The organism is Mesorhizobium sp. WSM1497 (assembly GCF_001672455.2).
GTDB lineage: Bacteria > Pseudomonadota > Alphaproteobacteria > Rhizobiales > Rhizobiaceae > Mesorhizobium > Mesorhizobium ciceri.
The window spans coordinates 3,605,646-3,631,863 of sequence record NZ_CP021070.1 but is presented as its reverse complement, the minus strand read 5'-3'; the positions used below and the strand labels follow the sequence as shown (position 1 = coordinate 3,631,863).

Here is a 26,218-nt window from a genome sequence, read left to right as displayed (position 1 = left end):
TATTTTAGTGCTGGTCTCTTTTTGAGACTGCCACTCGAACCGCCTTAGCGGCGCAATGTCAGGACCTTCCATGACCGAAACCCTTCTCGTCACCGGCGCTTCCGGCCAGCTCGGCCGCGGCGTCATCCAATATCTCCTGGACAAGCACAAAGTTCCACCGGCAAACATCATCGCCGCCACACGCAATCCGGAAAGCGTGGCCGATCTGGCGCTGCGCGGCGTCGTTGTCAGGGCCGCCGACTTCAACGACGCGGCGTCGCTGGAAACCGCATTCAAAGGCGCCGACAAGGTGCTGATTATTTCGACCGGCGATCTCGATCTCAAAAGCGGCAGGCGCCTGAAGCAGCACGAAAATGCCGTCGCCGCGGCCAAAAATGCCGGCATTTCGCATCTGCTCTACACCTCGATGCCCAATCCGGAGCCGGTATCGCCGGTCCTGTTTGCCGATGACCACTACAGCACCGAGCAGGCGATCAAGGCGAGCGGCATCCCCTACACGATCTTCCGCAACGGCTGGTACCAGGAGAACCTGTTCATGGCCCTGCCGCACGCGATCGCCTCGGGAAAATGGTACACGTCGGCCGGCGACGGGCGCATTGCCCACGGTGCGCGCGACGACATGGCAGCGGCGATCGCCGCCAGCCTCGCTGGCGCTTCAAACGAAAGCAAGACCTACACCTTGACCGGTCCGCACGCCTACACCACGGCAGAGATTGCCGCCCTGGTAAGCGAGGTCACCGGCAAGTCGCTCGATGTCGTGCAGGTTCTGGATGAAGCGCTCACCGAAGGGGTAAAGGCATCAGGCGTTCCCGAGGATTTTGCTGAAGTCATCGTGTCCTTCGACGTCAACACGCGCTCCGGCCGCATCGCCATGGTGACCGACGCGATCGAGACGCTTTCCGGCCGCAAGCCAAAAACGCTGAAGCAGTTCCTCGAGGCGAACAAGGCCGCGCTGGCCGGTTGAAGCGGAGTGACATGGACTGTGCCGCAAGACACAGCTCATTCGCTAGGACATGTCGAGATTCAGGTCAGGCTGGACCGAGAATGTGGGTTCCGAGAACCGGAACGGAGCGGACACTTGGTCCGTGAGTACCGGAAGCGCAGGAACCTGCCGTTCGCAGGCCGGCCTCACCTGAATATCGGCATGTCCTAGATGGCCACCTGAGTGCCGATCTCCACCACGCGCCCGGTCGGGATCTGGAAATACTCCGTCGCGTCGGCCGCCGTGCGCGCCAGGCCGATGAACAGCCGGTCCTGCCACACCGGCATGCCGGAATTGGGCGAGGCCTTGAGCGAACGCCGCGACAGGAAGAACGAAGTCGTCATGATGTCGAATTTCCAGCCCTGCTTGCGGCAGATCGCCAGAGCGCGCGGGATGTTGGGCTGCTCCATGTAGCCGAAGGTCAGAGTCACGCGCATGAACAGCTCGTTGACCGTCTCCATCTTGACCCGGTCGCTGTCGGGCACCACCGGCTGCGGCGCGGTCACCACTGAAAGGATGACGTTCTGCTCATGCAGCACCTTGTAGTGCTTCAGGCTGTGCATCAGTGCGGTTGGCGCGCTGAGCGGATCGCTGGTCAGGAACACGGCGGTGCCTGACACCAGCTGCGGCTTCTTCTTCAACAGATTGCCGGCGAGGAAATCGAGCGGGATCTCGTTGCGGCGGGTCTTGTCGAACAGATAGCGGCTGCCGCGCACCCAGGTCCACATGGCCAGCACAATGGTGAAGGCAACGGCCAGCGATGCCCAGCCGCCCTCAAACACCTTGACGATGTTGGAGGCAAAGAAACCGACGTCGATGAAGCCGAACAGCGCCGTCAGCGAGACCGCCAGCCACAGCTTCCATTTCCAGATCCGCGTCATGACCACAAACAACAGCACCGTGGTCACCAGCATGTTGCCGGTCACCGAGATGCCGTAGGCCGATGCCAGCCTGCTGGACTCGCCGAAGCCCACCACCAGCATCATCACCACCAGCGCCAGCAGCAGGTTGACGCGCGGCATGTAGATCTGGCCGGACTGTTTCTCCGACGTATGCAGAATTTCCAGGCGCGGCAGCATGTTGAGCTGCACCGCCTGCCTGGTCAACGAGAAGGCGCCTGAGATCACCGCCTGGCTGGCGATGACCGTGGCGGCGGTCGCCAGCACGACCATCGGGATCAGCGTCCAGCCTTCATTCATTTCGAAGAACGGATGGCCGACGACGCCGTTCTTGGCCAGCACGAAAGCGCCCTGCCCGGCATAATTGAGCAGCAGGCACGGAAACACGACCCACAGCCAGGCGAGCACGATCGGCTTGCGGCCGAAATGGCCGAGATCGGCATAGAGCGCTTCCGCGCCGGTCACGGCGAGGAAGATGGCGCCGATGGTGACGAAAGCGACATCGGGCGAATTGATCAGGAAGGCGACGATGTAGTGCGGGCTGATCGCCCACAGGATTTCCGGATCGGCGATGATGTGGTTGAGGCCGGAAAGGCCGATCGCCAGGAACCACACCGCCGTCACGGGACCGAACACCAATCCCACGCCGCCCGTGCCGAAACGTTGCACCGCGAACACCATGGCGAGAATGACCAGTGTCAGCGGCACGACATAAGGCTGGAAGGTCGGCGTGACGACGTTCATGCCTTCGACCGCCGACAGCACCGAAATCGCCGGCGTGATGACGGCGTCGCCGAAGAAAAGCGACGCCCCGACGATGCCGATGCCGAGCATCAGCGCCGAGCGCTTGGGGAAACTGCCGCGCGCCAGCGCCATCAGCGACAGCACGCCGCCCTCGCCGCGGTTGTTCGCCCGCAGCACGAACATGATGTATTTGATGGTGACGATGATGGTCAGCGACCAGATGATCAGCGACAAAACGCCCAGGATGTCACCGCGGTCGGCCACTTCTCCGCCGGAAGATGCCACCAGCGCCTCGCGAAAGGCGTAGATCGGGCTGGTGCCGATATCCCCATAGACGACACCGAGCGCGCCCAGCATCAGAACCTTGGTGCTGTGCTGTTCGACTTCCGAATGGCTCGATTGTTCGACGGGTTCTGCCTCACTACCATTATTGGTAAGGGCCATGGACGACACTCCGATAAGCGCGCGGTGCTCTACGCTTGCTGCAATGCAATATCAAGTGCCGTCGCGTAATGGCAGCCATGCCTGCCATGCGAGGCTGCCATTGCTACCACCCGCAGGCCTTGAGGAACCGACCCACCGTGCCGGCCATGCCATACTCCAACGCGTCGGCTGTCAACCCATGTCCGATCGACACTTCGGCCAATGCCGGAATGCGCCTGGCAAGTGCCGGCAGATTGCTGACCACCAGATCGTGCCCGGCATTGACCTGAAGCCCGGCGGCAAGCGCGGCGTCGGCTGTTTTTCCCAGCCTTTCCAGCTCTTTGGCCGCTTTGGCGGAATCTGTGTGATAGCTGCCGTATGGACCCGTATAGAGCTCGATGCGGTCGGCGCCGGTGTCGCATGCGGCCGCCACCCAATCGGGGTCCGGATCGGAAAACAGCGACACGCGAAAGCCCCCCTTTTTCAGACGCTTGACGATCGGTGTGAGGAACGCGGCCTGGGTAGCGAAGTTCCAGCCATGGTCCGATGTCGCCTGAGCCGGATCGTCCGGCACCAAAGTCACCTGTTCGGGCTGATGCTTTTCCACAAGCAACAGGAAATCCTCGGTCGGATAGCCCTCGATGTTGAATTCCGCGCCCGGAAACTCGTCGTCGATCAGCGACCGGATCTCGGGCAGATCGGAGTGTCTTGTATGCCGTTCGTCGGGGCGTGGATGCACCGTCAGCCCATGCGCTCCGGCCGCCAGCGCGATGCGGCCGATGCCGGTGACGCTGGGCCACGGCAGGTCGCGCCGGTTGCGCAGCATGGCGATGGCATTGAGGTTGACGGAGAGCTTTGCAGGCATGCGGGTGGCCTCGGAAATCGTTAGACGCGCCCACCTATAATGCCTTTGACGGGAACAGTAATGCCTTTGGTGGGAACAGACTGGGGGTTTCGGGTGTTCCAAGCCTGATGAACCAGCGGGGAAAGGTAGCGCCGATGAATTTTCTTGATGAGGTGCCGGCAATCCGCCGTATCGAGACCAGCCGTGACGACCTTTTCGCCATCGATGTCGTCGGGCACGTTTCCGCGGCCGATGGTGAAAATCTTTTCGGATTGCTGGAGGCAGCCTACGCCCTGCATCCGCGCGTCGATGTGCTGGTGCGCCTCGTCGACCACGACGGCGTCGACTGGGCCGACATCGCTGACGAGACCCTGAAGCAGGGCGCCATTCATGCATTGGAACATGTCGACCGTTGCGCGACGATCGGCGAACCGGACTGGATAGCGGACGCACAACGCTTTCTGCCGTCCTCACCACCCATCGAAATCAGGCATTTCAGGACGGAGGACGAGGCTGCCGCCTGGCAATGGCTTGCCGCACAGCCTATCGGGGCAACAGCATCCGGCGCCCCTACCTGACGATCGTCAGCCGCTCGGCCGCCCGCGTGATGGCGGTGTAGAGCCAGCGCTGGCGGGTTTCCTTGAAGGCCCAGCTTTCATCGAACAGCACAATCTCGTTCCACTGCGAGCCCTGCGCCTTGTGCACGGTCAGCGCGTAGCCATAGTCGAAATCGTCGAAGCGCTTCTTCTGCTGCCAGGGGATATCGGCGTCCGGATCCTCGAACGCCGCCTTGAGCAGCTTGATCTTGGCGACGCCGCGATCCGGATCGTCCTCTTCCGGCGACACCAGAAGGTTGATGCCGGGCTTCACCGTCTCGCGCGACGATGTCATCACCTTCCACAGCGAGCCGTTGAGCAGGCCCTTTGCCGGATCGTTGCGCAGGCAGACGAGCTTGTCGCCGGCCTGCGGATAGTCGGCGTTGAAGCCCTTGAGCTCGCGCAGCCGCTGATTGTAGCGGCGCCGCGTGCGATTGGTGCCGACCAGCACCTGGTCCGCCTTCAGCACCAGTTCCTGGGTAACGTCTTCCTTGCCGATCACCTGCGCCGTGCCATAGTCGCCACGCATGAACTCGCGGCCCTCGCGCACATCGAGCGCCAGCCGCAGGATCGGGTTGTCGCGCGCCTGCCGGTGGATTTCGGTGAGCAGAAAATCCGGCTCGTGGTCGGTGAAGAAGCCGCCGCCCGAGATCGGCGGCAACTGGCCGGGGTCGCCAAGCACCAGGATCGGCGTGCCGAAACTCATCAGGTCGCGGCCGAGTTGCTCGTCGACCATCGAACATTCGTCGATGACGACCAGCTTGGCCCGCGAGATCGGGCTCTGCCGGTTGAGCGAAAAAGTCGGCGACATCGACGTCTTGCCGGTGATTTCGTCCGACACCGATTCCTCGCCTTTCGGCCGGTAGATCAGCGAATGGATGGTACGCGCATTGACCGCGCCCTTGGAGCGCAGCACCTGCGCGGCCTTGCCGGTGAAGGCGGCGAACTGCACCTGGCCGTCGACATGCTCGGCGAAATAGCGCGCCAGCGTCGTCTTGCCGGTGCCGGCATAGCCGAACAGCCGGAACAGCTGCGGCTGGCCGATCTTCAGCCAGCGGGCGACCGCTTGCAGCGCCTCGTCCTGTTGGGGAGAGAATTCCATCAGCGCGAGAGACCGGATTCGCAAGGGAAAGACAAGACAGCCGCCATCATCATCGATGCGCCGGGACGCTTCAGTGCCGCCGACGGGTCAGGCTATCAGGCACAGACAAGAACGTAAAGGGAACATACAAGCTCACCCCAGACCTTATCGAATCCGCTGGGGATCGTTCTCCAGCAGGATCGGCTTGCCGTGCGGGGTGGCATGCGCGGCGCGCTCCCAGGCCTCAGCCATCGCGTCGACATCCGACTTGGCAGCCAGTCCCTTCGAGGCAAGCAGGCTTTCCAGCGCCGCCAGCCAATGTTCGTAATAATCATGGCCGTCCGCTGCGGCGCCCGGTCTTTTCACTTCGCTCGACAGCGCCTGCGCCCACTCGCTCCACGAAAACAGGCCCTTGTCGTGCAGCGCCACCGTCATGGCGAAGGCCTCGGCCTGCCACGGCTCGGCAAACACCGGGGCCTCGACGCCAGGCGGCAAATCGGCGGTGGGACCATTCACCTCAGGCTGGCTCAAGATAGGTCTCCCAGGCATCGATCGACACGCTTAGCGTCGGGTCGGCCCCCTCGCCCCAGATCTCCGATCCTTCGAAAACCACGGTGTACACCCATTGCGGATTTTCGCCGTGTCCATGCGCGTTGCTGTCGGGAAAAACAAAACCGTCGTGCACCGCCTCGACCACGCCGTGCTTGCCGCGTGCGTAGCGTGGCAGCCGCGTGTGGCCGGTCGGGTTGAAGTTCTTGGTCCGCACGGCGTCGCCCGCCTTGAACCGCGCCGCTTGCGCCACCGGCCGGTCGCAAGGGCTGCCCTTGGCCAGCACTGCGGGCACGTTTTCCGCCTTCAGCACCCTCTTGGGAGTCGCTGCTGGATCGACTGCCTTGCCCGCTTCGAGATCGCGCTGGCTGACGAAGCCATGGCGCTTTAACAGCACCTCCAGCGCCTTGATCCATATCTCGTAGTAGCTCGATGAATAGTAGACAGCCGGATGCAGCGATTCCCGTGCATGCCGGCTCTCGTCGATGTTCCAGGCGCCCATGGCGCCGGCAGTCAGCGTCACGCCGAGCGCCCGCCTTTCCCAGGCGGCATGGAAGTAAGGTTCGTCCTTTTCCGGCGCGACCGGGCCGAACCCCATCTGTCCGCCGAGATCTTGCGGCCCGTTCATGCCGGCTGCCCCTCTATTCCAGGTCTTTGGGCCAGGCCGGTGCCGATCATCGCATCGCGGCTCACCAGCTCCGCCAACCGCTCCTCGCTCCAGCCCTCGGTACCCTCGGGCCGCATCGGCACGACGAGATAGCGCAGCTCGGCAGTGGAATCCCAGACGCGGATTTTCTTGTCCGCCGGCAGCGTCAGCCCGAACTCTTCCAGCACGCCGCGCGGATCGATCACCGCGCGCGAACGATAGGGCGGCGCCTTGTACCAGACCGGCGGCAGGCCAAGCACCGACCACGGATAGCAGGAGCACAGTGTGCAGACGACGAGATTATGGGTATCCTGCGTGTTGAACACCGCCTGCATGTGCTCGCCCTGGCGGCCGGTATAGCTCAGCGATGCGATCGCCGCCGTCGCGTCGCGCTTCAGCCAATCGGCAAAGGCAGGATCGCTCCAGGCCTTGGCCACCACCCTGGCGCCGTTGCGCGGCCCGATCTTGGTCTCGTAGGTATCGACGATGACGTCGATCGCCGCCGGATCGATCAGCCCCTTCTGGGTCAGGATGGTTTCCAGCGCACGCACGCGGGCGGCAAACGGATCGAGTTCGTTGTCGTGGTCATGATCGTGTGACATGGCTACAAACTACGTTTGCAGTGATGCCGCCGCAAGCGCGACGGCTTGGGCCAACGGACCATGGCGCCAGCTCTACCCCCTATTCGGCGGCCGCCCGCTGCGGCTCGGGCAGCATGTCTTCCCTGGGCTTGAACAGCGAGGGCTGATCCCCCGCTTCGACCGAGCCCGGCTCGCCCTTGCGCTTCGACCAAAGCCCGACCAGCCAGCCCGAGAAATTCTCCATGTAGACATAGATCACCGGCGTCACGAACAGGGTCAGTGCCTGCGAGGCAAGCACGCCGCCGACAACGGCAACGCCCAGCGGCTGGCGCAGTTCGGCGCTGGCGCCGGTGCCGAGCGCAATCGGGAATGTGCCCATGAGTGCCGCCAGCGTCGTCATCATGATCGGCCTGAACCGCATCAGGCAGGCCTTGTGGATCGACTCGGTCGCCGACATGCCTTCTCGTCGCAGTTCGAGCGCGACATCGACCATCATGATGCCGTTCTTCTTGACGATGCCGATCAGCATCAGGATGCCGATCACCGCGATGACCGACAGATCCATGCCGGCGAAGCGCAGCGCAACGACCGCTCCCAGTACGGCCGATGGCAGGCCGGTGAGGATGGTCAGCGGGTGGATGAAGCTTTCGTAGAGGATGCCGAGCACGATGTAGATGGTCAGGATTGCGCCGCCGACCAGAAAACCCTGGTTGGCCAGCGAATCCTGGAAGGTCTTGGCCGTGCCGGCAAAGGTCGTCGAGATCACCGTCGGCATGCCGATCTGCTCTTTCAGCGCATTGATGCGCGTCACGCTGTCGCCCAGCGCCACGCCCTGCGGCAGATTGTAGGAGATGGTCACGGCTGGAAGCTGGCCGAGCTGGTTGACGGTCAGGGCGCCGGCCGTGCGATCGACGCGGGCGAAGGCGCCGAGCGGAACAAGACTGCCGCTCGCCGTCCTCATCTGGATGGCCAGCATCCGCTCGGGCGACCACTCGATCTTGGGATCGAGCTCGGTGATGACCTCATAGCTGTCGGCCGAACCGAAGATGGTCGAAACCTGGTCGGTACCGAACCCGCCATAGAGGGCGGAGCGCAACGTGTCGGTATCGATACCGAGCTGGGCGGCCTTGTCGCGATCCACCACCAGCGTCGCCTGCAGCGCATTGTTCTGCAGGTCGCTCGTGACGTCGGTGAAGTTCGCATGGTCGGCCGCCATCGCGTCGTTCAGTTTCTGCGCCCAAATATCGGTGAGGCCGGTATCAAGGCCCTGAACCACGAGCTGGTAGGCGCTTGCGGACGACCGCGAGCCCAGCCTCAAATTCTGCACCGGCTGCATGTAGGTCTCGATGCCAGCAACGCCGGCCAGTTGCTTGCGCAGATCCGAAAGCACCTTCTCGATATCGGGGCGCTGGTCCTTGCCCTTGAGCTGGACGAAGAGCTGCCCCTGGTTGAGCGCATTGTTGCCGCTGCCCGCCGACCACGCCACATGGTCGACATAGGGCGAATGCGAGAAGACGCTGGCGACCTGTCCTTGCAGCCTGGACATGGCGTCGAAAGAGATGTCCTGACGTGCGATGGTGGTCACCGATATCTGGCCGATGTCCTCCTGCGGGAAGAAACCCTTCGGCGAAGTCTGGATCAGCCACACCGACGCTGCCGCGGTGCCGACGAAGACGAGAAACACCAGGAAGGTGTGCCGAAGGCAGAAGCTCAAGACCCTGTCGTAGCCGCGCGTGACGAGGTCCTGCTTGTGGCCGGGGCCATGCTTGTCGCGGTCGGCTTTGGTCACCGACAGCAGCCGCGAGCACAGCATCGGCGTCAGCGTCAGCGACACGAACATCGACGCCAGGATGGCGACCGTCACCACCACGGCGAACTCGTTGAAGATGCGCCCGATGACGCCGCCCATCAGCAGCACGGGGATGAAAACCGCCACCAGCGAGATCGAGATCGAGATGATGGTGAAGCCGATTTCGCGCGCGCCCTTCAGCGAGGCGTCGAAGGCCGACAGCCCGTCCTCCTCCATGTGGCGGAAGATGTTTTCAAGCATCACGATGGCGTCGTCGACGACGAGGCCGACCGCCAGCGTCAGGCCCATCAGCGAGATGTTGTCGATGGAAAAGCCGAACAGGAACATCGCGCCGAGCGTGGCGATCAGCGAGATCGGCACCGCCACGGCCGGGATGATTGTCGCCGTCACCCGGCGCAGGAACACGAAGATCACCATGATGACCAGGGCAATGGTGAGCAGCAGCGTGAACTGCACGTCGCTGACCGCCTGCCGGATCGAACTGGAGCGGTCGTTAAGCAGCTTGATGTCGGCGGCGGCCGGCATCTGGTCCTTGAAGGACGGCAGCATCGCCTTGACCTTGTCGACGACGTCGACAGTGTTGGCGTCGGGCTGACGCTGCACGGCCATGATGATCGCGCGGGTGCCATCGTACCAACTCGCCGTCGTGGTCGTCTGCACCGAATCGACCACGCGGGTCACCTCGCCCAGCCGTACCGGGTGACCGTTTTTGGTGGCGATGATGATGTTGGAGAAACCGGCGGCGTCGGTCAGCTGCGTGTTGGCGGTGATGGTGAGCTGCTGCTTGTCGTTCTGGAGCACGCCGAGCGGCGTGTTGCTGTTGGCCGAGGCAACCGCCGCCTGCAGCTGATCGATCGAGATGCCGCGTGCGGCAAGCGCGGTCGGGTCGATCTGGATGCGCACCGCGTATTTCTGCTGGCCGAAGATCGAGACCTGCGCCACGCCGTCGATGGTCGACAGCGACGGCGAGATGACGTTTTCCGCGAACGCATCGAGGTCGGTCAGCGGAACCGTGTCGCTGACCAGCGACATCAAAAGGATCGGCGCGTCGGCCGGATTGACCTTGCGATAGCTCGGCGGCGCCGTCATCTGCGGCGGCAATGATTTCTGCGTGCGCGCGATCGCCGCCTGCACGTCGGCCGCCGCCGCGTCGATGTCGCGGTTGAGCACGAACTGGATGGCGATCGAGGTCTGGCCAAGCGAGTTGGTGGTCGAGATCGAATCGATGCCGGCGATGGTGGCGAACTGCTTGATCAGCGGCGTCGCCACCGATGTCGCCATGGTTTCCGGCGAGGCGCCGGGCAGCGAGGCCGAGACGTTGACCACCGGGAATTCGGCGCTGGGCAGTGCCGCCACCGGCAGGAACTTGTAGGCGAACAGCCCGCCCAGCACGAGGGCGAACGACATCAGAAGGGTGGCGACGGGCCGGCGTATGCAGAATTCGGAAATCATTGGGCGGCCTCGCCGGCGCTGGTCGCCTCGGCCACCTTGGGCGCAGCGGCACCCGCCGTGGTCTTGCCTTCATGCACCGCGGCGCCGTCCTTCAGCCGTGTCTGGCCCTCGGTGACAACCTTCTCACCGCTTTTCAGCCCCTGGCTGATGGCGCTGTTGTCGCCTTCGGTCAGCGCCACCTGCACCGGCCGCATCTCGACCGTGTTGTCCGGCTTGACCACATAGACGAAAGGGCCCTTCTGGCTTGGCTGCACCGCGACAGTAGGAACCGATGTCATCTGCGGCATGATGCCGGCGTCGAGCACGACATTCACATACTGGCCGGGCCATAGCGAAAGGTCGGCATTGGGAATACTTGCCCGCGTCGCGATAGTGCCCGACGCGGTGTCGACGCTGGAGTCGACGAAATCGAGCGTGCCCTTGCCGATCGGCGTCGGGTCACCATCCTTGGTCAGTGTCACCGCGCCCTGCTGCGGATTGGCAAGCGCCTTGTGCAGCAGGGCGAGATTGCTTTCCGGCAGATTGAAGTTGACCTGCAGCGGGTCCATCTGGGTGATGGTCACCAGCGGGGTCGCCGTGCTGCTGTTGCCATTGCTGACGGTGACGAGATCGCCGACGGCGACGCTGACCGCACCCAGCCTGCCGGAAATCGGCGCCGTGATCGTGGCGAAGCCAAGCTGGACATTGTCGGCGTCGATTGTCGCCTTGTCGGCGTCAACGGTCGCAGCGGCAGCCTTCTGCGCGGCGACGGCCTGGTCGTAGGTCTGCTGCGTGCCGGCCTGCTTGGCAACCAGATCCTTGGCGCGCTGGAGATCGGACTGCGAGCTGGCGAGCATCGCCTGATCCTTGGCGAGCGCCGCTTGATCCTTGGCAAGCTGCGCCTTCAGCGCCCGGTCATCGAGCGAGAACAGAACGTCGCCGACCCTGACCATCTGCCCATCCTTGACGTCGATCGAGACGATCTGGCTGGACACCCGCGCGTTGATGTTGACGACGGCGGGAGACGAGACGAAGCCGATCGCATAACGCCGGATCGGGAAATCGGCTGTCGAGGCGACGGCCGAGAGGATGGAAGCCGAGCGGGCGGCACCGCCGCCACCTGCCGCCTTGTCGCCCGCTGCCGGCTTGCCGGTTGCCGATTTGTCCGCGGCAGCGACCTGCTTTGCGCCGATGAGCTGCTGAGCCTTGCTCAGCGCGTCCGGAGACACATAGAGCCAGGCCGCGCCCGCACAGGCGACGGCAAGCAACGAAAGAACGACTTTTCCACGCATGGTCAAAGGCCCTCTCCACCCGACACGTCGTGGTCCGATGGTTCTACTCTAGCGCAAATCACGGCCCGTTGCCGCGATTTCGCCGAATAGATAGGACGCGCCTTTGTCGGAAAAGGGCCAAAACACGGCATTACGAAGATTTAATGTGCACTGCACAATGGATGTGCAACGCGGGCTGAATTCCCATCCGACGGCTTGCGAGCCATCGTCTTCCGGCCTGAGACGACCAGAATGTGCGCGTCTCGACCTATTTGAGCATCGGCCAAAGCGTCGCCGCCAGCAGCACCCCCATGGCGATGTTGAACCATTTCAGCCGTACCGGGTCCGACAGGAAACCGCGCAGCGCGGTGCCGAACCCAGCCCACACCGAGACGCTCGGCAAATTGACGATGGTGAAGGCCACAGCGATCAACACCACCGACAGGAACGGGTGCTCGGCATTGGCATAGACGGCCATGGCGGTGATCGCCATCACCCACGCCTTGGGATTGACCCACTGGAATGCAGCCGCCTCGATGAAGCGCATCGGCCGCGCCTTCGTCTCGCCCTTGCCGGTCAGCGTGCGCGACATGGCGATCTTCCAGGCGAGGTACAGAAGATAGGCGCCGCCGGCGATCTTGAGCGCGGTATGCAGCGCCGGAAACGCCGTCAACACAGCGCCAAGGCCAAGACCGACGGCAAGCAGCAGCACGAGGAAACCCATGCTGATGCCAAGCATGTGCGGAACGGTTCTGACGATGCCGAAATTAACGCCCGATGCCAGAAGCATGAGATTGTTCGGCCCCGGCGTGATCGAAGTCACCAAGGCGTAGACAAGCAGGGCAAGGAAAGCGTCAAGCGACATGGATATCCTCCCCGACAAGTCAGGATCGTTGTCTTTTCTAGGCAACCCGCAGAGGCCCACGGACGGCCCACAGCGGGCCAGAAGCCTCACTGTGGAAGCTGGCTGGCGCGCCCGGCGCCAGCCTACATCGCCTGCGGGCCGCGGTTCAACGCCGCCACGCCGGTGCGGCAGATTTCGACCAGGCCGAGCGGCTTCATGATGGCGATGAATTGATCGATCTTGGAGCCCTTGCCGGTGATCTCGAAGATGAAATGCTCGGTGTTGGCGTCGATGACGCTGGCGCGGAACGCATCGGCCAGCCGCAGCGCCTCGACCCGGGCCTCGCCGATGCCGGCGACCTTGACCAGCGCCAGTTCGCGTTCCAGCGGCCGCTCCTGGCCGGATTCATGCGAACGCACGGTCAGGTCGACGACGCGGTGCACCGGCACGATGCGCTCCAGCTGGTGCTTGATCTGCTCCAGCACATGCGGCGTGCCGCGCGTCACGATGGTGATGCGCGACAGGTGTTTTTCATGCTCGGTCTCGGAGACGGTCAGGCTCTCGATGTTGTAGCCGCGCCCGGAAAACAGGCCGATGACCCGGGCAAGCACGCCCGGCTCATTGTCGACCAGCACGGAAAGCGTGTGGTTTTCCGGCTTTTCCGTTTCCTTGGCGATAAAATAGGCCGAACCGGTCGGTTGTAGCTGTGCGTTCATGACAATGAATCTCGATTTCAAGCTCTTGAGCTAATTCGTTGTTTGCGCAGGGCTTTCTCGCGACAGCCCTGCCTTGGTTCTGCCGGCTACACCAGTTCCCTGCCCTTGGCGTCGATGGCATTGGCCACCGCCTCGTCGGTCGCCTCGTCGGGCAACAGCATCTCGTTATGCGCCTTGCCCGACGGGATCATCGGGAAGCAGTTGGCGAGCGTCGCCACGCGGCAATCGAACAGCACCGGCTTCCTGACCGAGATCATCTCCTTGATCGCGTCGTCCAGCTCGTCCGGCTTTTCGCAGCGAATGCCGTGGCCGCCATAGGCCTCGGCCAGCTTGACGAAGTCCGGCATCGCCTCGGTATAGGAATGCGACAGCCGGTTGCCGTGCAGCAATTGCTGCCACTGCCGCACCATGCCCATATACTGGTTGTTGAGGATGAAGATCTTGATCGGCGCATCGTGCTGCACCGCCGCGCTCATCTCCTGCATCGTCATCTGCACCGAGGCGTCGCCGGCAATGTCGATGACCAAAGCGTCGGGATGCGCGATCTGCACGCCGAGTGCTGCCGGCAGGCCATAACCCATCGTGCCCAGCCCGCCCGATGTCATCCAGCGGTTCGGCTTCTCGAAACGATAGTGCTGCGCCGCCCACATCTGGTGCTGGCCGACCTCGGTGGTGATGTAGGTGTCCATGCCCTTGGTCAGTTCGTAGAGCCGCTCGATGGCGTATTGCGGCATGATCACGTCGTTGTTCATCTTGTAGGCGAGCGAGTCGCGCGCACGCCATTTGGCGATCTGCTCCCACCATGGGTAGAGCGCCTTCTTGTCGGCCTTGGCGCTCGCCCGCCACAGCCGCACCATATCCTCCAGCACCCGGCCGACATCGCCGATGATCGGCACCTCGGTGTGGACGTTCTTGTTGATCGACGACGGATCGATGTCGATGTGGATCTTCTTCGAGTTCGGCGAGAAGGCGGTCAGCCGGCCGGTGATGCGGTCGTCGAAGCGCGCGCCGATGCAGATCATCACGTCGCAATCATGCATGGCCATGTTGGCTTCATAGGTGCCGTGCATGCCGAGCATGCCCATCCAGTTCTTGCCTGATGCCGGATAGGCGCCGAGGCCCATCAGCGTCGAGGTGATCGGGAAACCGGTGAGATCGACCAGTTCGCGCAGCAGATGGCTCGCTTCCGGGCCGGAATTGATGACGCCGCCGCCGCTGTAGATGATCGGCTTCTTGGCGCCCGCCATCAACTCGACCGCCGCCTTGATCTTCTCCAGGTCGCCCTGGACCTTTGGCTGGTAGCTGGTGCGTGGCGCGATCTGCGGCGGGACATAGAATCCCTTGGCGAACTGCACATCCTTCGGGATGTCGACGACGACCGGACCGGGACGGCCGGTGGTCGCGACATGAAAGGCCTCGTGGATGGTGGCGGCGAGCTCGTTGACGTCCTTCACCAGCCAGTTGTGCTTGGTGCAGGGGCGCGTGATGCCGACCGTATCGCATTCCTGAAAAGCGTCCGAGCCGATCAGCGAGGTCGGCACCTGCCCGGTCAGGCAGACCAGCGGGATCGAATCCATCAACGCGTCCTGCAGCGGCGTCACCGCATTGGTGGCGCCCGGGCCGGAGGTCACCAGCATCACGCCGGCCTTACCGGTCGAACGCGCATAGCCTTCCGCCGCATGGCCGGCGCCCTGCTCATGGCGCACCAGTATGTGCTCGACCTCGTCTTGCTGAAAAATCTCGTCATAGATCGGAAGGACAGCGCCGCCGGGATAGCCGAAGACATGCTTGACGCCATTGTCCTTCAGCGCCTGCACCACCATTTCGGCGCCCGTCATCTCGCGCCGCTCGTTCTGTCCGTTGCTCATCGGTCTGGTCCCGTACTGTCGCCATTGGGCGTTTGCTGGTCGTTTAGTCGTGTTTCAGGCAATAAAAAAGGCCCCCGAGGGAGCCTGTGTCTTGCGCATGGGGGGTTTTCGCCCGGCGGTTACACCGCCTTGCCCACGCGCTTTCCTACGAGAATGAGTGCTGTTTTCATGGTGGCGGACACTAAGGGCGGGCAAGGCGACCTGTCAACGGGAAAAATCACACCGGCGCGCACAGCGTGCCGGCGCGATTGAGGCGATCAGCGCGGCGCCTTGCAGCGGGAAACGCGCGGATCGCATCTGGACACCTTCCTCGCCTGCATCTTCGCTGGCGGATGGTGAGGTGCCACCCTTGCCGGGCCATGGTGCTGGGGCATATGCATTGCCATCGCCTGCTGATGCGGCTTCTGTTGCCCGGCACCGCGTGCAGGACGCTGCCCCGAGACCGGCTTGGCCGACCCCGGTTTGGCCGACGATTTGACAACGATACGTCCATCGCCCGCGGTCCTGTCGGCATGCAGCTTGAGCGCATCGGCCTTCGCGCCGTTGCCGGCGACCATCCGCTTGCGCACAGTGTTGCCAGGCTTCACGACGGCTGGATTGCTGGCAGCCACCGCGCCCGGGGAAATGGCCTTGCCGCCGATCGCAGTCTTGGGGCCCGCCACGATTTGCCCGTTCCCCATTGCATTGCCGGCAAGCTTCTTGATTTCGGCGCCCCTGGAAGCATCGAGACGTGCACTGGCAAACACGCCTTTGGGCGGAGGAACCAGTCTTGCCGCCTTGATCGAGTCGATGACTGGCTTCGGGAGTTGCTGCAGCCGGGGTCCGGCATTGATTGCAACCACCTGGTTGCCAAGCCGCACGCGTGGCGCATTGTTGACCACGACCGTCTGGTTGATGAATGTCGTGTTGCGCACGATGACGACGTTCTCCTGAACCGGCCGCACCACCCTGACCAGATCCACCGCGCCGATCGCCGCCACCGGCACGAAACACCACCAGGCGTCGTCGAAGGCGGCACCGACGTCGGGCGGCGCCGGAGCCCAGCCGACATCATTGCCGCCCTGACGCCAGACCACCCAGGCTGGCGCCCATTGATCGCCGGCGATCCACACCCAGCCGAAATCGGGATCATACGCCCAGCGGCCATAGTGATAGACGACATCGCCGAATGGCTCGGTGGACTGCCAGTACCAGCCATTGTCAGTCCAGACCCACCTGCCTTCGGTGTAGGGCCGCCATTGGGTATGCACCGAGGGAACCCAGACATCGCCGAAGCGGCTGGAGGTTCGCCATCCGCCATAGTTCGAAAGCCTTTCGCGGACGGTGACGGAAATTTCCGCCGCATGCGCCTGTGTTCCGGGCAGCACCAGCGGGCCGGTCAGCGTCGCGCTCAAGGCGATGACCGCGGCCATTGCTGCAGCACGTCCACGCCGGCCGAGAGAGTGGCGTGAAGACGCTTGGAAAAAGGATATGATAATCATAACGGGCTCCAGAGTTCCGCATCCAGAAAATCCCGGGAACCGCCCTGCTGCCCGCCACCGCTTCCCGGCTTCTCACCGATCGGTTGTCATCGGCCCCGGTGACCGCATTGCGGCATTTGACCATCAACTTTGCGCGACCGGCGCGGCATTCACAAATGGGACGGTCGTTTCCGGCGCCCGGGCGATTGCGAAACCGCCGGGTGATCCCATTTTGCGAATAAACCATTGAAACCGCTGGAAACTATGGTGGGGCGTGACGAGGGCCGCCATCTCTGACGATACTTGATCGTCCGGCGGCAAGCCCGTCGGAGCCATCACCATGACGATCTGGATTTCACGGGAGGAAACCTGATGCTCGACAAGCCCTCTAGCAAGAAACTGTCTGACGTACTCGACCAGTTCGGCGCCGCGCTTGCTGCCAATGACATCGAGAAGGCGGTCGATTGCTTTCAAGAAGATTGCTACTGGCGCGACCTCGTTACCTTCACCTGGAACATCAAGACCATGGAAGGCCGCGACCAGGTCCGCGACATGCTGAAAAGCCAGTTGTCGAACACCAGGCCATCGCACTTCGCCATCGCCAAGGGCGAGGACGCGACCGAGAGCGGCGAACTGATCGAGGGCTGGATCAGCTTCGAGACGGAGGCGGCACGCGGCTTCGGCCATATCAGGCTGAAGAACGGCAAGATCTGGACGCTGCTGACCACCATGGCCGAACTGAAAGGCCACGAGGAGCCGGCAGGCTTCGCGCGGCCGATGGGCGCCAGGCACGGCTCGGGCAAGAACCGTCCGACATGGAAGGAAGAGCGCGAGAGGGAAGCCGCCGAGCTCGGCTTCAAGACGCAGCCCTATACGGTGATCATCGGTGGCGGCCAGGGCGGTATCGCGCTCGGCGCGCGGCTGCGGCAGCTTGGCGTGCCGACCATCATCATCGAGAAGAACGAGCGTGCCGGCGACAGCTGGCGCAAGCGCTACAAGTCGCTCTGCCTGCATGACCCGGTCTGGTACGACCATCTGCCCTATATCGATTTCCCCAAGAACTGGCCGGTCTTCTCGCCCAAGGACAAGATCGGCGACTGGCTGGAAATGTACACCAAGGTAATGGAGCTGAATTACTGGTCCTCGACCGAGGCCAAAAGCGCTTCCTATGACGACAAGACGAAGGAATGGACCGTTGTCGTCCACCGTGACGGCAAGGACATCACGCTGAAGCCGAAGCAACTGGTGCTGGCGACCGGACAGTCCGGCAAAGCCAATCTGCCGAAATTCAAGGGCATGGAGACCTTCAGGGGCGATCAGCACCACTCGTCGAAGCATCCGGGTCCCGACGCCTATGCCGGCAAAAAGGCCGTTGTCATCGGATCCAACAATTCCGCCCATGACATCGCTGCCGCACTTTGGGAAGCCGGCGCCGACGTGACCATGGTGCAGCGCTCGAGTACCCATATCTCCAGGTCCGACACGTTGATGGAAATCGGACTGGGTTCGCTCTATTCGGAGCAGGCGCTGCAGAATGGCATCACCACCGCCAAGGCCGATCTCATCTTCGCTTCGCTGCCCTACAAGATCCTGCACGAGTTCCAGATCCCGGCCTATGCCGAGATGAAGAAACGCGATGCGGCATTCTACAAGGGACTGGAAAAGGCCGGTTTCATGCTCGACTGGGGCGACGACGAGTCCGGCCTGTTCATGAAGTACCTCAGGCGCGGCTCTGGCTATTACATCGATGTTGGCGCATCGCAGCTGGTCATCGATGGTTCGATCAAGCTGAAGAGCGGCGTCGACGTCGAAGAGATCAAGCAGCACTCGGTTCTGCTCAGCGACGGGTCGGAACTGCCTGCGGACCTCATCGTCTACGCCACCGGCTACGGCTCGATGAACGGCTGGGCCGCCGATCTGATATCGCGCGAAACCGCCGACAAGGTCGGCAAATGCTGGGGCCTCGGCTCGAACACCACCAAGGATCCCGGCCCCTGGGAAGGCGAGTTGCGCAACATGTGGAAGCCTACACAGCAGGAAGCGCTGTGGTTTCACGGCGGCAACCTGCACCAGTCACGCCACTATTCACAATTCCTGGCGCTGCAGCTGAAGGCCAGGCAGGCCGGCTTGGCGACGCCGGTCTACGGGCTGCAGCAGGTGCATCACAAGGGGTAGGCGAGCGCGATTCCGGCGAAGCCGGAAGAAAGGAGGCAGGGCTTGCACCCTGCCTCCTTCCTTTGAGGGAATTACGCCGGCTTACCCGCCGCGAATTGCGTCACCACCCGCTGCAACAGCGGCACGTAATCGCGAAACGTCCGCGTCTTCATGTTGGCAATCTTGCCGCTCTCGTCCCAGATGCGGACCCGGACCGCTTCCTCATGGAACGGGTTCTTGCGGAACTCGGCCACCTCCTCGGCATTCATCGGCCCACCCTGCAGCGACAGCGTATGCACCGAGGCCTGCGACAGCTTGCCGAAATAAGTCGGATCGGTGGCGCAGAGATAGCGCTTGGCGGCGACATGCAGCCTGACGCATTCGACGATGACAGGTGGAAAGAACGGCGCCAGCACTTCGCCGCCGGCTTCGTCATGATGCTTGTCCTCGACATCCTCGGGCGAATAGGTGCCGAACTCGCTGGTGTAATGGCCAATGTCGTGCAGCAGCGCCGCCGCCACCAGCTCGTCCGGCGCGCCGTCCTTTTCGGCGAACCAGGCGCCCTGCAGCATGTGCTCCGACATGGTGACGGGTTCGCCGAGGTAGGATTCCGCACCCCGGCGCTCGAAGATGTCGGCAATGAATTCGACGATATTGTCCGCGTTCAAATCCTGGCTGCTCATTCCGCCGCCTCCTTGAACCCGTGTTCTATCGACGCGAGCGTCGACAGCAGGCCATCCTTGTCGGCGTAACAGCCCTGCAGCCAGCGCTTGCCGGTTCCGGAAAACGCCTTGCGGGCGTGCATGACGCGCGTGTTGTCGACGATGAAAGCCTGCCCCGCTTCGAGCTTGAACGTCACTTCGAAGGATGGATCCTCGATCAGTTCGGCGAACCGGCGGTAGGCCGCGTAGTACGCCTCCATATCGGCGAAGGGCACGTCGACCGTCGGCGCCAGCGAGCGGTTGTTGAAGCGGATGCAGATCAGCTCGCCATCGGGCCCGAGCTCGATCATCGGCCGCTTCGCCTGCAGCCGCACACCGGAAGAGCCGGCATATTCGAAGCGCGCCGGGCATGAGCTCAGCAGCCGGAAGCCTTCCGGGTTCTCAGCCTGCAGCGCAGCCGCGACGGCAAATCCGTCGACGACGCTGGATTCGCCGCCCTCAACCGTATTCTCGATGCAGGACAGGATCTGCAGCGTCGGCACGGGGTCGCGATAGGGATTGTCGGTATGCGCCTGGAGCCCGAGATTGGTGTAGGCGAGATTGCTCGGATTGACCTCGGCGCGCACTTCGAACCAGCGCCCGTAATTGGTCTCCCTGATATAGCCGAACAGATCGGACACCTTGCACAGCGCTCCGGATTCGGCCGGCAGATCGTCCATCACCGCAAAGCCATAGGTTTTCACCGCCGACAGCCATTGCCCCAGCACAGCGCGATCATGGCTGGCCGCAGCATAGCCGGCGCGCGGCACCGAATTCTGCATCGAGGCCTTGGTCCATCGCACGGTGGCCTCGTCTGTCCAGCCGGGCTGGCGGGCCGCGTCACGATCATAGGCATTGGCACTCAGCCATGCCGCCGGGAAACTCACTGTTTTCTGCTCCGGCACGAAGCTGACTTCCAGGGCGCCGCCCTTGAGCGATGCCGCGCCGATCCTGGTGTCGGCGGGAATGTCGAGGATGGTGATCAGCCGTTGGCCATTGCCGGCGCTGCGCGTCTTGTCGTCCAGCGCATTGTCGCGCAGCCACATGGCGTGAAAGCGGCTGCGCGACCCGTCCTTCCAGCCAAGTTCGATTGTTCTACCTTCGTCGCCGATCAGCGCCTGGGTGAGCATGGAGATCCGTTCCTGTCCATTGCGTCCCCCGCAGCTGATCCGCAGGGTTTCGATTGCATGTTGATCGCGCGAGAGGCATAATTCAAATTATCCTTTTTTGGCCAATGACCACGATATACTAATGTCTCGAACCACACCCCTGCCGCCGCTCGACTGGCTGCGCAGTTTCGAGGCTGCGGCGCGGCTGTCGAATTTCACCGCGGCGGCAGCCGAGCTTGGCCTCACCCAGGCGGCCGTCAGCCAACACATCCGCTTTCTCGAGGAGCGGCTAAAGACACGTTTGTTTTCGCGGCTGGCGCGCGGCGTCGCCCTGTCGCCGGAGGGGGCAGCCTACCTCCCCCACATCCAGTCGGCCTTCGCCACCATCGGCAACAGCACCGCGGAACTGTTCGAGCCGCGCGCCGTCCAGACCGTGACCATCCGGGCGCCGATTTCCTTTGCCTTGCTGATGCTGGTTCCGGCGCTGCCCGATCTCGCGAAGGCACTGCCGCGCATCCAGCTCGACCTGGTGACGATCCATCGCCCTACCGATTACGACCTGCCAGGCTCGGTGCTCGATATCCGTTTCGGCAACGGATCCTTCCCCGGCCGCGAAGCCGACAGGCTGACCGCCGAGCGGCTTGTGCCGGTGGCGGCTCCGGGTCTGGTCGGCGACGCAGACTGGACCTCCTTGCCGCTGCTTCTGGTTGCCGGCGCGCGCGAGATGTGGGCGGAATGGTTCGCTGCCGCCAGGCTGGCCGGCCATCCCAGGCGATCGCACCGCTTCGACAGCTTCGTTGCCGCCATGGAAGCGGCCAAGGCCGGCGCCGGCGTGCTTTTGGGCTCGCGGCCGCTGGTCGATGCGGCGCTCGACAGCAAGACGCTGGTCAGGCTTTCCGACTTCGAACTCTCCAGCACATCGGGCCATTTTCTGACCAAGGCGTCGACAGCGCGCCTGACCGGCGCCGAGCAGGATTTCCGCCAGTGGTTGCTGTCGCGCCTCTCCGCGCCGGCATGATTGGTTACGAGATTTGCCCGATCCGCTTCCAGTAGATCAGCGTGCCGGTCAGCCCGCCATGCGGCTTCAGTGCATAGTCCGGTATCTCACCGGCCAGCGTGAAGCCCAACCGCTCATAGAGGCCTGAGGCGCCCTCCTCGGTTGCCGTGTCCAGAACCAGCAGCGTGCGGCCCTTCTCCACCGCAAGGTTCTCGGCGGCCCGCATCAGGCGCGTTCCCACGCCCCTGCCCCGGTAGTCGGTGCGTGTCATCAGCTTGGCGATCTCGGCCCGGTGCGGCTGGTTGGGCGGACAGTCGAGCAGCAAGGTCACGGTGCCGACCAGGTTTTTGCCGTCCCAGGCGCCAAGCACCGCTCTTTCGCCCCTTGCCGCCGCGGCCAGCGATCTCTCCCAGAAACCCCTCGCCGCCTGCGGCGCCAACGGATGCATGAAGCTGACCGAACCGCCTGCCGCCACCGTTGCGACCAGCAATTCGGCCAGCCTGTCCTGCGTCTCGGCAGCCGGGGTCAGGGTTGCGATCTCGATCGAGTTCATGTGCGGGATATCCCGTGATTGCGATAGAAGCGGGCGCATTGTTGTCACTCCAGATGGCGCGCGCGGCGACGCTTTCGCGCCGCCTTGATGGCGCTGATGCGGTCGGCATCTTCGTGCCCGAGGTGCCGCCCGCGCTCGAGAATCTCGAGCGTGTACTCCTCGTAGGTCAGGCCAAGCCGCTCGGCTCTGTCCATGCGCAACAGCATGACCTCGTGGCTCGGCGCCTTCCACGCCTTGGCGTGCGCTGCCTGCCAGGCCAGGAAAATATAGGGATCGCCCGTGCCCCATGGCGGGCCCTTGTACTCATCGAGAGGCGGCCCCCCATTGTGGGAGCGCTTTGGTCTCTTTGCCATTGTGTCAGCCTCTGACCAGGGCGACCAGATAGTCGGCGCCGGGCTCCAGGGCATGGAAGGTGCAGTCCGACGGCGCCCCAAGCGCCAGGCAGTCGCCGGGCTCGAGCTTGTGCGCCATATCGCCTTCGATGAATTCGAGCCGCCCGGAAATCAGCCATATCTGCTGCTTGATGAAGGCGTATGAAGCAGCCGGAAAACTGACCCTGGCGCCCGCCGGCAGATGCACCTTGATCAGTTCCAGCGGCATATCGCCAGCCGGCGAAAGATGCCGCCTGACATAGCCGGTATCGGGATCGCGCCATACCGGCTGGTCGGCCTCGCGCAGCAGCCCGCCGCCCTGCAGCTCGGCGCGCGCGATCAAGGTCGACAGCGTCATGCCGAAGGCCGACGCGATGCGCACCAGAAGCGCCGCCGTCGGGCTGGTCTTGCCTCGCTCGATCGTGCTGAGCATCGCCTTCGAGACGCCGGAATGCTCCGCCAGTTCGGCCAGGGACCAGTCACGCATGACCCTTTCGGCGTGTATCCTGCGGCCTATCGTCGAGGAAATTTCGTTCGCTATATCATCCATATGTCTATTATAGCGAAATATTGACGCCGGAGAAGAGCCGCCTTGCGACAATTTTCACAGGCCCCTTAATGCTCTCTACACCATCCGACCTCATCGGGCCTTAACCCCATTCGGGTAGGATCGACTCTCCAGGGAAATGGGGATTGGCCTGTCCATGTATGTCGAACGCGAAGCCTCCGTGGGGGAACCGACCTCGCAGGAGCGCCGCCAGACCGAGCAGAACGACAAGCGCATTCTCGGCAATGTCGTGCAATGCGACGGCGCTCGCGCCACCATCAGCGCCTATGCGGACGATGCCGACGGCGCGGTGACCGGCCTGTGGACAGTCGGGAAGATGATTTCCATCAATCTCGGATCGACGCGAACCGTCGGCCTTGTCTACGCGATCGGCAAGTCGGACCGCGCCTGGAGCAATGAGGGCCAGAACGCCATCGAGGTCAGCATCGAGCTGATCGGCGAAGTCCGTGACGGTGCGGAGCCCGGCGCCAGACCGGTCTTCGACCGCGGCATCACCACCTATCCGCATATCGGCGCCGTTGCGCATCGCATCCGCACCCGCGACCTGCAGGCGGTCTATGACCTTGCCGGGCGTCATTCGATCACGATCGGCACGCTCGCGCAGGACGAGACGATCGCCGCCAACATCGCTATCGACGATACGCTGGCGCGTCACTTCGCCATTGTCGGCACGACCGGCGTCGGCAAATCCACCGCCGTTTCGCTGCTGCTGCGCAAGTCGATCGCGGCACGGCCGGATCTGCGCATCCTGATCCTCGACCCGCACAACGAGTTCGCGGCATCGCTGCCCGAATACTGCGTCAGGGTCGATTCCAAAACTTTGGATCTTCCGTTCTGGATGTTCACGCTGGAGGAATTCGCCGAGGTGCTGTTCCGGGGCCGCGAGACCGAGCCGGAAGAAATCGATGCCTTGCGCGACCTGATCCCGGCCGCCAAGAATCTCTACCGCAACCCGAATTCGGGCTCCTATATCAGGCGCGGCAGCGATGCGCTGACCGCCGATACGCCAGTGCCTTACCGCATCGCCGACCTGCTCAAGCAGATCGATGAGCGCATGGGCATGCTCGAAAGCAAGACCGATCGCCCGACGCTCAAATCGCTGAAGACGCGCATCGAATCGGCGGCGGCCGATCCACGTTATCGCTTCATGTTCAACTCGCGCCTGATCGAGGACACCATCCACGAGACGATCGGCAACATCTTCCGCGTGCCGCATCATGGCCGCCCCGTGACCTGCTTCGAGATGGCCGGCATGCCGTCCGAAGTGGTCAATTCCGTCTGTTCGGTGCTGGCGCGCCTTGCCTTCGATCTCGCTCTGTGGAGCGAAGGCAAGCTGCAGCTTCTGTTTTTGTGCGAAGAGGCGCACCGCTATATGCCGGCCGACCCGCGTCTCGGATTCGCGCCGACCAGGCATGCGCTGTCGCGCATTGCCAAGGAAGGCCGCAAATATGGCTGCTATCTCGGCGTCGTCACCCAGCGCCCCGGCGAGCTCGACCCGACTATCCTGTCGCAATGCTCGACCTTCTTCGCCATGCGGCTTGCCAATGAGCAGGACCAGGCGATCATCCGCTCGGCGATTGCCGACTCTTCTGCCTCGACGCTTGCCTTTCTGTCCTCGATGGGCCAGCGCGAAGCCATCGCCTTCGGCGAAGGCGTGGCGACGACCATGCGGCTGAAGTTCGAAAAGCTGCCGAGCCACCTGCTTCCCGGCACCGCCAAACGCGAAGAGGCCACGTCGAAGCCGGGCGACGATGTCGATCTGGTGGCGATCGTGGAACGATTGCGCAACGTGCCGAAATCGACGCAGCAGGCGATGGCCTTCGCCGAGGTCGTGGATTCAGGCCGCCAGGCCGGCGACCCCGACTACCGCAAGCCACCCGCCGCACGCCCGCCATCGGACGACGATTTCGACATGCGCTACGGCCTCAAGCCCGCAACCTTCGGCCTGCGCCCGCAAAACGATTGAGCTTGCGACCCGGCTGTTCTGCCGGCCGATTGAGAAGCCGCGCTAAGCTCGCGCCCTGCCTGGACCGCTTGGGTAAATCCCGTCAGGGAATTCGTCAGGCTGAGTCGGGTGGTGCTGTTTTCGAGAACCGAAGCGGAGCGGACATTTGAGTCCGTGAGCATCGGAAGCACAGAAAACGGCGCCAGACGGCCAGCCTCACGAATTCAGTGACGGGATTTTAGGCGCAGACGCGGTTGCGGCCTTGCCTCTTCGCCTCGTAAAGCTGGCGGTCGGCGCGGCGATAGAACTCTTCCGCTGTTTCCTTGCGGTCCCAGACGGCTAGCCCGACGCTGGTGGTGATCTTGAGGCGGACATTGCCCGACAGCACCGACATGTTGGCGATCGCCTTGCGGATGCGCTCGGCAAACTTGCCCAGAAGCTCGGCGTCCATGTTGGGCGTGACCACGGCGAACTCCTCGCCGCCCAATCGCGCCACCACATCGTGGTAGCGCGTCATATCCTTGAGACAGCTTGCGACGGCCTTGAGCACTTCGTCGCCGACGTCATGGCCGTGGGTGTCGTTGACCTGCTTGAAATGGTCGAGATCGAGGATCATCAGCCCGACGGGCTTTTCGATGCGCCGGAACTCCTCGAGATACTCCTTCAGCGCATCATCGAAATAGCGCCGGTTCTGCATGCCGGTCAGGCCGTCGGTCAGCGCCGCATGCTCGAGCGTTTCCGACCGCGCGCTGAGCGAGACCGTCATGGCGCGCAGCTTGCCCTCCTCCGTCGCCTGTTTTCGAATCAGCGGATAGATGAAGAAAATGCCGAAGAACAGCGCGGTGGCCAGGAGCACGCCGGTCGCGAACAAGAGCTTGTTGAGATAGATGACCTTGTCCAGACCCGAAGCCGTATGCAACTCGTCGGCGAAGGACTGCAGAAGTCCATAAGCATGCAGCGTCACCAGGCCGGCGGCCAGGATCACGAATATAAAGACGAAAAACGCTGATTCCGCCTTGTGGAAACGCATCTGCTCCCCATTGGAAAAGTGCCCATCGACCTTATGGCATGGGCG

The 26,218-nt window shown here is 63.2% G+C and carries 23 protein-coding genes; 5 read left to right on the top strand and 18 right to left on the bottom strand.

All coding sequences use genetic code 11. The annotated features are described in order from the left end of the window. Positions 1-70: 70 nt before the first annotated feature. Complete coding sequence (locus A9K65_RS17615) at positions 71-964, top strand: SDR family oxidoreductase (RefSeq protein WP_064993771.1); 894 nt, start codon at positions 71-73, stop codon at positions 962-964. A 185-nt stretch (positions 965-1,149) separates the two neighbouring features. Here the strand turns inward: A9K65_RS17615 and A9K65_RS17610 are convergent, their stop codons facing one another. Next, entirely contained in the window at positions 1,150-3,069 is a 1,920-nt protein-coding gene (locus tag A9K65_RS17610) for a potassium transporter Kup (RefSeq protein WP_013531058.1), read from the bottom strand. A 103-nt stretch (positions 3,070-3,172) separates the two neighbouring features. Then, entirely contained in the window at positions 3,173-3,913 is a 741-nt protein-coding gene (locus A9K65_RS17605; protein WP_064993772.1) for a pyridoxine 5'-phosphate synthase, read from the bottom strand. 134 nt (positions 3,914-4,047) lie between these two features. On the opposite strand from A9K65_RS17605, the gene A9K65_RS17600 reads away from it, so the two are divergent. Then, positions 4,048-4,470, top strand: a complete 423-nt coding sequence (locus tag A9K65_RS17600) for an STAS/SEC14 domain-containing protein (protein ID WP_013531056.1) — start codon at positions 4,048-4,050, stop codon at positions 4,468-4,470. On the opposite strand, the gene A9K65_RS17595 is transcribed toward A9K65_RS17600, so the two are convergent. The 10 genes from A9K65_RS17595 to A9K65_RS17550 all read right to left on the bottom strand — a co-directional run bounded on the left by A9K65_RS17595 (position 4,463) and on the right by A9K65_RS17550 (position 16,697). Next, positions 4,463-5,590 carry an ATP-dependent RecD-like DNA helicase gene (locus A9K65_RS17595; protein ID WP_063168263.1) on the bottom strand — a complete coding sequence of 376 codons (1,128 nt, stop codon included), beginning with the start codon at positions 5,588-5,590 and terminating at the stop codon, positions 4,463-4,465. The genes A9K65_RS17600 and A9K65_RS17595 overlap by 8 nt on opposite strands. Positions 5,591-5,734: 144 nt before the next feature. Next, a complete protein-coding gene (locus A9K65_RS17590; RefSeq protein ID WP_198327503.1) occupies positions 5,735-6,100 on the bottom strand; it encodes a nitrile hydratase accessory protein in 366 nt (121 codons plus the stop codon). After that, on the bottom strand, positions 6,087-6,746 hold the full coding sequence (nthB, locus tag A9K65_RS17585) for a nitrile hydratase subunit beta (RefSeq protein WP_064993774.1): 660 nt from the start codon (positions 6,744-6,746) through the stop codon (positions 6,087-6,089). Before nthB ends, A9K65_RS17590 begins: the two co-directional genes overlap by 14 nt. Continuing rightward, complete coding sequence (nthA, locus tag A9K65_RS17580) at positions 6,743-7,366, bottom strand: nitrile hydratase subunit alpha (RefSeq protein WP_064993775.1); 624 nt, start codon at positions 7,364-7,366, stop codon at positions 6,743-6,745. Before nthA ends, nthB begins: the two co-directional genes overlap by 4 nt. A 79-nt stretch (positions 7,367-7,445) precedes the next feature. Beyond that, positions 7,446-10,607, bottom strand: a complete 3,162-nt coding sequence (locus A9K65_RS17575; RefSeq protein WP_064993776.1) for an efflux RND transporter permease subunit — start codon at positions 10,605-10,607, stop codon at positions 7,446-7,448. Further along, on the bottom strand, positions 10,604-11,878 hold the full coding sequence (locus tag A9K65_RS17570; protein ID WP_064993777.1) for an efflux RND transporter periplasmic adaptor subunit: 1,275 nt from the start codon (positions 11,876-11,878) through the stop codon (positions 10,604-10,606). The genes A9K65_RS17575 and A9K65_RS17570 overlap by 4 nt, the downstream gene beginning before the upstream one ends. Positions 11,879-12,125: 247 nt before the next feature. Then, a complete protein-coding gene (locus A9K65_RS17565) occupies positions 12,126-12,722 on the bottom strand; it encodes a LysE family translocator (protein ID WP_024501399.1) in 597 nt (198 codons plus the stop codon). Positions 12,723-12,844: 122 nt separating this feature from the next. Beyond that, complete coding sequence (ilvN, locus tag A9K65_RS17560; protein ID WP_013531048.1) at positions 12,845-13,417, bottom strand: acetolactate synthase small subunit; 573 nt, start codon at positions 13,415-13,417, stop codon at positions 12,845-12,847. A gap of 86 nt (positions 13,418-13,503) precedes the next feature. Then, entirely contained in the window at positions 13,504-15,285 is a 1,782-nt protein-coding gene (locus A9K65_RS17555) for an acetolactate synthase 3 large subunit (RefSeq protein WP_081714172.1), read from the bottom strand. A gap of 257 nt (positions 15,286-15,542) precedes the next feature. Then, positions 15,543-16,697: a DUF6600 domain-containing protein gene (locus tag A9K65_RS17550; RefSeq protein ID WP_064993778.1), complete on the bottom strand. Its 1,155-nt coding sequence runs from the start codon at positions 16,695-16,697 to the stop codon at positions 15,543-15,545. A gap of 420 nt (positions 16,698-17,117) precedes the next feature. Between A9K65_RS17550 and A9K65_RS17540 the strand changes: the two genes are divergently transcribed. Beyond that, a complete protein-coding gene (locus A9K65_RS17540) occupies positions 17,118-18,920 on the top strand; it encodes an NAD(P)/FAD-dependent oxidoreductase (RefSeq protein ID WP_064993779.1) in 1,803 nt (600 codons plus the stop codon). Between the two features lie 71 nt (positions 18,921-18,991). Here A9K65_RS17540 and A9K65_RS17535 read toward each other — a convergent pair whose 3' ends face one another. Beyond that, the gene (locus A9K65_RS17535; RefSeq protein ID WP_013531044.1) at positions 18,992-19,582 is read right to left on the bottom strand and encodes an HD domain-containing protein; all 591 of its coding nucleotides are present in this window, start codon (positions 19,580-19,582) and stop codon (positions 18,992-18,994) included. Further along, positions 19,579-20,730 carry a gamma-butyrobetaine dioxygenase gene (locus A9K65_RS17530; protein ID WP_064993780.1) on the bottom strand — a complete coding sequence of 384 codons (1,152 nt, stop codon included), beginning with the start codon at positions 20,728-20,730 and terminating at the stop codon, positions 19,579-19,581. Before A9K65_RS17530 ends, A9K65_RS17535 begins: the two co-directional genes overlap by 4 nt. A gap of 121 nt (positions 20,731-20,851) precedes the next feature. Between A9K65_RS17530 and A9K65_RS17525 the strand changes: the two genes are divergently transcribed. Continuing rightward, a complete protein-coding gene (locus tag A9K65_RS17525; RefSeq protein ID WP_024501405.1) occupies positions 20,852-21,727 on the top strand; it encodes a LysR family transcriptional regulator in 876 nt (291 codons plus the stop codon). Between the two features lie 4 nt (positions 21,728-21,731). On the opposite strand, the gene A9K65_RS17520 is transcribed toward A9K65_RS17525, so the two are convergent. From A9K65_RS17520 to A9K65_RS17510, 3 genes are read right to left on the bottom strand one after another with little or no spacing between them, the layout of a single operon-like run. Beyond that, entirely contained in the window at positions 21,732-22,259 is a 528-nt protein-coding gene (locus tag A9K65_RS17520; RefSeq protein ID WP_064993781.1) for an N-acetyltransferase, read from the bottom strand. 44 nt (positions 22,260-22,303) lie between these two features. Next, entirely contained in the window at positions 22,304-22,612 is a 309-nt protein-coding gene (locus A9K65_RS17515) for a hypothetical protein (RefSeq protein WP_013531040.1), read from the bottom strand. 4 nt (positions 22,613-22,616) lie between these two features. Next, a complete protein-coding gene (locus A9K65_RS17510) occupies positions 22,617-23,180 on the bottom strand; it encodes an XRE family transcriptional regulator (protein ID WP_027160588.1) in 564 nt (187 codons plus the stop codon). Between the two features lie 154 nt (positions 23,181-23,334). Between A9K65_RS17510 and A9K65_RS17505 the strand changes: the two genes are divergently transcribed. Further along, positions 23,335-25,164, top strand: coding sequence for an ATP-binding protein (locus A9K65_RS17505; protein WP_024501408.1), 1,830 nt, complete (start codon positions 23,335-23,337; stop codon positions 25,162-25,164). A 217-nt stretch (positions 25,165-25,381) separates the two neighbouring features. Here A9K65_RS17505 and A9K65_RS17500 read toward each other — a convergent pair whose 3' ends face one another. Further along, on the bottom strand, positions 25,382-26,173 hold the full coding sequence (locus A9K65_RS17500) for a GGDEF domain-containing protein (RefSeq protein ID WP_013531037.1): 792 nt from the start codon (positions 26,171-26,173) through the stop codon (positions 25,382-25,384). Between the last annotated feature and the right edge of the window lie 45 nt (positions 26,174-26,218).